The sequence below is a fragment of the Acinetobacter sp. genome (assembly GCF_045628685.1).
GTDB lineage: Bacteria > Pseudomonadota > Gammaproteobacteria > Pseudomonadales > Moraxellaceae > Acinetobacter.
In genome coordinates this window covers 23,275-29,797 of the sequence record NZ_JAZQPV010000108.1, presented here as the reverse complement: position 1 = coordinate 29,797, position 6,523 = coordinate 23,275, and the positions used below count along the sequence as shown (strand labels likewise).

Here is a 6,523-nt window from a genome sequence, read left to right as displayed (position 1 = left end):
GCAGCGATGAGAGCCTTCCACATGAGTTGGCTCGCTTTTTTTGTCTGCTTTTTTGCATGGTTTGCCTGTGCACCGCTTATGCCTGTGATTGCAGGTGAGTTTCACTTAACCAAAGATCAAATCGCCAATATCAATATTGCTTCAGTTGCAATTACCATTTTGGTTCGTCTGGTTGTTGGACCTTTGTGTGACAAATACGGTCCACGTAAAACCTATACCGCATTGCTGATCATCGGTAGTGCTTGCTACCTTGGTGATGTTCGGCGTTGAACAGGCGATAGGCTGGAGAAAGGTGCTGTATTGGCCTCGATGATTGTGGCATTCCCGCTGATGGTGCACCCATTCGCTTGTCTTTTTAGCTCATGAATCAACAGTTAGATCAAATCGTGGGTTCCTTGGGTGCCGCGCCGTGGAAGGTGTTTTGGAGTATCAATTTACCATTGGCGATTCCGGGTATCGTGATGGGTAGTATTTTATGTTTTAGCCGCAGTCTGGGGGAGTTTGGCGCAACCATTACCTTTGTGGGAAATATTCCAGATGAAACCCGAACCATCCCTATTGCGATTTATTCATTTCTGCAACAGCCCAATGGTGAGGATATGACAATGCGACTGGTTGCCTTGTCCTTGGTTTTGGCTTTTAGCGCCTTAATTGCCAATTATTTTATTCTGCAAAAGTATCAACGAAAATTGGGAGCTTGAAATGTTGAAATGTGGTTTTCAATATCAATATGCCGATTTTATCTTGAATGCTGAACTGGAGATGCAGCAGCAACTTTTAGGTATTATCGGTGCTTCAGGGAGTGGTAAAAGTACATTTTTAAAAAACATTGTGGGGCTATTGCAACCTCAAGAGGGTTCGATCCAGTTTAACGACCGTATTTTGCTGGATACTCAGCGGCAAATTCATGTAACGATACATCATCGTAAAACTGCTTTAATTTTCCAGAATGCCTTGCTGTTTCCACACATGAATGTACAGCAGAATCTGAGCTATGCTGAAAAACTGGTCTCTAAACCGGAACGAAAATTCCAGTTTGATGACATTATAGATTTACTGGAATTAAAACCCTTGATTCAGCGTAAAGCACATCAACTTTCAGGCGGGGAAGCGCAGCGTGTATCGATTGGCCGTGCCTTATTATCTTCACCGAATTTACTGTTACTGGATGAACCTTTAACCGGATTGGATAGCAAACTAAAACAGCAAATTTTACCGTTTTTAAAACGGATGAAAGAGGAGCTAAATTTGCCGATGATCTATGTGACTCATCATCTGCAAGAACTGGAATATTTGCAGGCAGATATTGTGCAGTTAAACCAAGGGCAACTACAGAATAAGTAAAACCCAATATCTAAGAGTTAATGGTTTAATTATTCAAAAGATAAGAAAATAGCCTAAGTATTTTAAATCCTCAGCTGCTTAAGCTACTTCTAGAAGCATTAAAATAGATTATTCAGTTTTTTGATATTCATTAATCACTTCAAGTGCGGCACGAAAGGCTTCTTGGGTTGCGGGCGCGCCACAGTAGGGCAAGCTGTGAAGTAACACTTCCTGGATTTCTTCTACTGTCGCACCGTTATTGAGTGCACCACGGACATGACCCTTAAGCTCAGTTGAGCTTTTTTGTGCAGTTAAAAATGCAATGGTAATCAGTGAACGGTATTTACGCGGCAATACGCCTTCACGCTGCCAGGTTGAACCCCAGGCATGTTCATTAATCCAGTCCTGCAAGGGTTGAGTAAAGGGCACAGTATTGTCTTGTGCACGTTTTACAAAAGATTCGCCCATCACTTCAGTGCGAACTTTTAAACCATTTTCAAAATCTTGTTGTGACATATTTTTACTCTTTCAAGGTCTATAAAAAAGAAGTGATTAAAGTTTAAGCCTGAATAACTTCTATGCGTATTGGTTTATGGTCGTAGTTGGATTGTAAATACGGTAACGATGCCACGCGTATACTTTGATGACTATTTGAATAGCTGAATTTAAATATACCAATTTAACCTGAGTTCGACGAAATCCGCTTAGCCTTTTAGCATATTTTGGAAAGTTGGCTTATTGGGATTTAAGCAATAAGCTACTACAGCAGCCATAATATTCACCATGAAGTTATTGGTCTAACGATGACGTGAATGTTCAAGTTGCTGTAAATTTTTCAACTGATCATTCACTGTTTCGATCAATCCTCTTTTGCAAAGCAATTGTTTTTCTTCTTCAGTGTGGACGGATTTATTTTTCATATTCTTACGTGATGGGGTCAATATTTTGAGTCCTCTTGCCGCTAAAGCTTCAGCTTTGCTCAAATAGCCTTTGTCTCCAAGTAGAATCCCTTTTAATGCTTGAGTTAAAGAGTCCAGTACAGCAATATCATGAACATTTTCTGATGCAAGCTTGAGATTAATGATTTTACCTAAATTATTAATAATATGTAACTTAAATCCATAAAACCAACTCGTACTACTTTTTCTACGACCCGCCAAGCCTTTAAATATAAGATGCCTTTTAATTCGAAGATTATGGCAAACCACCAATTTAGTGGGATCAATTATACTGATCCCTGTATCTTTTCCTTTCACTTGATGGAAGAAATGACTCAAAGCTTGCAAACAACGGGGCATGATTTAAATAAAGCGGTTGTAGCTAAGAAGTTTAGGAAAAGTAGATTTCCAGAATGGAATGATCATTTGACAATAAAAATATTTGAAAAATCTACACCCAGATTGATGAAATAATCAGAGCATTTTTCATCTCATTTCCGCGAAGCCATAACATGCATTATTTAAATCTTCTGCTCAGGATATCGCCACATCACCAGAAGGCTACAATTATTTACGCACCAGGCATTATCAAGGTTATCAACAAGTAGATTCTTATCAAAAAGATAACCAAAACTGGGCACAAGCTAAAAATACCCGGATTGCCAATTTTTTGGTCCTAAAACCAGTCCATGGTTAATGCAATGCAAAAGTGAAAATTCAGTCTTAATTGTACTGAAACTTCTATAAAAAAAGACCAGTTATATACGGGTCTTTTTTTATTTATAGATTAGGAGGTAAATCTTATAAAAACATGGCTTAAAACTTTATGAATAATAATGCTTAGGTTAAGATGAGCCATCTTTTGTAAAAGTATTTTAGAAGACCTATGCAACCATTTGTTCTATACAACTCAGAGCAACGTAAAAAAGTTGAATTTGTTCCGCGTGTCGAGGGACATATCGATATGTATGTTTGCGGTATGACAGTTTATGATTATTGTCATATTGGGCATGCTCGCGTCATGGTTGCATTTGACTACATTATCCGTTTCTTGCGTAGTCAGGGTTGGGAGGTTAAATATGTCCGTAACATTACTGACATTGACGACAAAATTATTAAACGTGCCAATGAAAATGGTGAAAGCATTACTGCATTGACCGATCGTTTCATTCAAGCAATGAACAATGATGCTGAAAATTTGGGTTGCTTACAGCCTGATGAAGCACCGCGTGCAACCGACTATATTGATCAGATGCAAAATATGATTGGCACTCTGGTCAATAAAGGCACGGCTTATCCTTCTAGCAATGGAGATGTGTATTTCCAGGTTGAAAAATTTGCCAAATACGGTCGTTTATCTGGCCGTAAACTGGAAGATATGCAAGCAGGAGCCTCAGATCGTGTCGATGTTGAAGTAGAGAAAAAACATCCGTTCGACTTTGTACTTTGGAAACATGCCAAAGAAAATGAACCGTCTTGGGCTTCACCTTGGGGCAATGGACGTCCGGGTTGGCATATTGAATGCTCAGCAATGTCGACTTGCTGCCTGGGCAATCATTTTGATATTCATGGTGGCGGTTCTGACCTGATGTTCCCGCATCATGAAAATGAAATTGCACAAAGTGAAGCATCGACTGATGAACAATATGTAAATTACTGGATGCATGTTGGCTTCATCAATGTCGATGGCGAAAAAATGTCTAAATCTTTAGGCAATTTCTTCACCATTCGCGATGTGATGAATAAGTTCCATCCTGAAGTGATCCGTTACTTTATTGTGTCCTCACACTATCGTAGTCCAGTGAACTTCTCTGATTTCGCACTCAAAGAAGCCAAGACTACTCTGACACGTTTCTATCATTCCTTCAAAGCGTATCAGGCACTTTATGGTGATCATCTAGTTGAAACCTTAGATGAAGCGTTGGTGGAACGTTTTAATGCAGCAATGCGTGATGATTTTAATACGTCTGAAGCGATCGCAGTTCTTTTCGAAATTAACAAAGCATTAAATAGTGCAGTTAAAGAAGAAAATGCTGAACAAGCAGCAGTTTACTACGCAACATTACGTCATTTAACCAATATTTTAGGTTTAGTTCAGCATAATGTAGATGATTTCTTAAAGTCTGATATTGGTCAGGAAGCTTTAGGCTTAACAGCAGAACAAATTGAAGATTTGATTCAACAACGTAAAGATGCGAAAAAAACCAAAGAATTCGCCAAGGCCGATGAAATTCGTCAGTCTTTACTCGATCAAGGGGTAGTTTTAGAAGATACCCGTCAAGGTACGATTTGGCGTCGTGCTGATTAATTGATCATTTGTAATTATAGAGAGTTGACAGTTTTGTGAAATTCTCTATAATCCACACCATTGCGGGAATAGCTCAGTTGGTAGAGCATAACCTTGCCAAGGTTGGGGTCGGGAGTTCGAGTCTCCTTTCCCGCTCCAAATTCATAAAAGCCCTAGTCGAAAGACTGGGGTTTTTTTATTGTCTTTAAATCCTTAAAATAGAAAATTTTAAATTACATAAGTTTCTAAGCTATAGCTGTATCTAGATATTCTGAGCAAATTTCAAAGCCTCCATGTTTAAGTTTTATGAAAACCTATACATTTAAAAACATGCGATTTGCATAGATATGATAAAATTGCGAAAATTATTTTGCTTGATTAGAGTCAACGCTTTACAGCGTTAAGGTAAACCTACTTTGAACCCACCAAATATGCCAAATCAAATAGACTTCCAAAAAGTTGCACTAGAAACTTTGCGTATAGAAGAACAAGCGCTAGAAATATTGGCGACGCAAATCGATGAACGTTTTAGCCATGCATGTGAAATTATTTTGCAGTGCCGAGGGCGCTTAGTTATTACGGGTATGGGAAAATCCGGGCATATTGGTCGTAAAATGGCGGCAACCTTTGCTTCTACCGGTACCCCATCATTCTTTATGCATCCAGGTGAAGCAGGGCATGGCGATTTAGGAATGCTAGTGCCGGGTGATGTACTGATTGCGATTTCAAACTCGGGCAAGAGCGATGAAATTATGATGCTAATGCCGTTGATCAAGCGTTTGGAAATTCCGTTAATCACCATCAGTGGTGACGATAAAGGACCGATGCCACAAAATGCAGACGTGGCTTTAACCTTGGGTAATATTCAAGAAGCTTGTCCACTGGGTCTTGCACCGACTTCAAGTACTACCGCAACGTTGGCTCTAGGTGATGCACTGGCTGTGGCTTTACTGGATGCACGTGGTTTTACTGCAGATGATTTTGCGATGTCCCATCCGGCGGGTGCTTTGGGTAAACGCCTGTTGCTACATGTTAAGCACCTTATGCATACTGGCGCGGAACTGCCAAAAGTCTCTCCAGATACACCAATGAATCAGGTTTTATACGAAATCTCAAACAAACGTCTAGGTCTAACCACAATTGTGGACCAGAATGATGTTCTGCTTGGTATTTTTACCGATGGTGATTTACGTCGTTTAATTGATCAGCAACAAGGTTTTAATGTGAACTTGGCAATTGCTGAAGTGATGACTAAAAATCCTTTAACCATTTCACAAGAAGCGCGTGCGGTTGAAGCATTAGAGCGAATGAATGAAAAGAAAATCAATCAATTTGTGGTGGTAAATGATGTAAATCAAGTTATTGGGGTCATTAGCATGCATGATTTGATACAAGCTGGGGTAAATTAATAAATGGCATCTTATATTTTATTAGAACAGGCACGTCATATTGAAGCTTTAGTTCTTGATGTCGACGGTATTTTAAGTGATGGTTTTGTGACATTGACCAATACAGGCGATGAAATTAAATCATTTGATATTCGCGATGGCTTGGGTATGAAACTTGTACAGCAAGCGGGCGTCAAAGTCATTATCATTACTGGACGTAAAAGCAATATTGTTGAAAAGCGTATGTCTGACTTAGGGGTAGATTTGGTTTTTCAAGGTCGTGAAGATAAAGGCACTGCATTACGCGAAGCCTGTGCACAATTGAATGTTGCGCCAGAAGACTGTTTATATATGGGTGATGATTGGCCTGATCTTTCTGCATTTTCCATTGCCGGTATGAAAGTCACTGTGCCAAATGGTCATGTTGAAGTCCGTCGTCGTGCCGACCTGGTAACTCAGGCAATGGGTGGGCGCGGTGCGGTACGTGAAATCTGCGATATGATTTTAATGGCCAAAGGGGCTTACGAAACGCTTCTTGAAAAATATACGTCTATCCCACATTAATAGTCAAATAATTCATTTCATTT

5 protein-coding genes, 1 tRNA gene and 3 pseudogenes are annotated in these 6,523 nt (G+C 39.6%); 7 read left to right on the top strand and 2 right to left on the bottom strand.

Translation table 11 applies throughout. The annotated features are described in order from the left end of the window. From ACKI4H_RS14295 to ACKI4H_RS14285, 3 genes and pseudogenes are all read left to right on the top strand, one after another. Positions 1–255: pseudogene (locus ACKI4H_RS14295) on the top strand (MFS transporter); the annotation flags it as partial. 25 nt (positions 256–280) lie between these two features. Further along, positions 281–701, top strand: a pseudogene (locus tag ACKI4H_RS14290) (ABC transporter permease subunit); the annotation flags it as partial. Position 702: 1 nt separating this feature from the next. Further along, positions 703–1,344 carry an ATP-binding cassette domain-containing protein gene (locus tag ACKI4H_RS14285; protein WP_407306877.1) on the top strand — a complete coding sequence of 214 codons (642 nt, stop codon included), beginning with the start codon at positions 703–705 and terminating at the stop codon, positions 1,342–1,344. A 108-nt stretch (positions 1,345–1,452) separates the two neighbouring features. Here the strand turns inward: ACKI4H_RS14285 and ACKI4H_RS14280 are convergent, their stop codons facing one another. Together ACKI4H_RS14280 and ACKI4H_RS14275 are read right to left on the bottom strand one after the other, a co-directional pair. After that, positions 1,453–1,839, bottom strand: a complete 387-nt coding sequence (locus ACKI4H_RS14280; protein WP_407306875.1) for a carboxymuconolactone decarboxylase family protein — start codon at positions 1,837–1,839, stop codon at positions 1,453–1,455. Positions 1,840–2,027: 188 nt separating this feature from the next. Next, positions 2,028–2,735 (bottom strand): annotated as a pseudogene (locus ACKI4H_RS14275) (IS982 family transposase); the annotation flags it as partial. 412 nt (positions 2,736–3,147) lie between these two features. On the opposite strand from ACKI4H_RS14275, the gene cysS reads away from it, so the two are divergent. From cysS to ACKI4H_RS14255, 4 genes are all read left to right on the top strand, one after another. After that, complete coding sequence (gene cysS / locus ACKI4H_RS14270; RefSeq protein WP_407306873.1) at positions 3,148–4,569, top strand: cysteine--tRNA ligase; 1,422 nt, start codon at positions 3,148–3,150, stop codon at positions 4,567–4,569. Positions 4,570–4,631: 62 nt separating this feature from the next. Then, a tRNA-Gly gene (locus ACKI4H_RS14265) sits at positions 4,632–4,707 on the top strand. Positions 4,708–4,979: 272 nt separating this feature from the next. After that, a complete protein-coding gene (locus ACKI4H_RS14260) occupies positions 4,980–5,957 on the top strand; it encodes a KpsF/GutQ family sugar-phosphate isomerase (protein WP_407306871.1) in 978 nt (325 codons plus the stop codon). Positions 5,958–5,960: 3 nt separating this feature from the next. After that, the gene (locus ACKI4H_RS14255) at positions 5,961–6,500 is read left to right on the top strand and encodes a KdsC family phosphatase (protein ID WP_407306869.1); all 540 of its coding nucleotides are present in this window, start codon (positions 5,961–5,963) and stop codon (positions 6,498–6,500) included. Positions 6,501–6,523: the final 23 nt, after the last annotated feature.

Coding starts and splice junctions, on each gene's coding strand:
- ACKI4H_RS14285 (WP_407306877.1), top strand. CDS start 703: ATGTTGAAATGTGGTTTTCAATATCAATATGCCGATTTTATCTTGAAT.
- ACKI4H_RS14255 (WP_407306869.1), top strand. CDS start 5,961: ATGGCATCTTATATTTTATTAGAACAGGCACGTCATATTGAAGCTTTA.
- ACKI4H_RS14260 (WP_407306871.1), top strand. CDS start 4,980: ATGCCAAATCAAATAGACTTCCAAAAAGTTGCACTAGAAACTTTGCGT.
- ACKI4H_RS14280 (WP_407306875.1), bottom strand. CDS start 1,839: ATGTCACAACAAGATTTTGAAAATGGTTTAAAAGTTCGCACTGAAGTG.
- cysS (WP_407306873.1), top strand. CDS start 3,148: ATGCAACCATTTGTTCTATACAACTCAGAGCAACGTAAAAAAGTTGAA.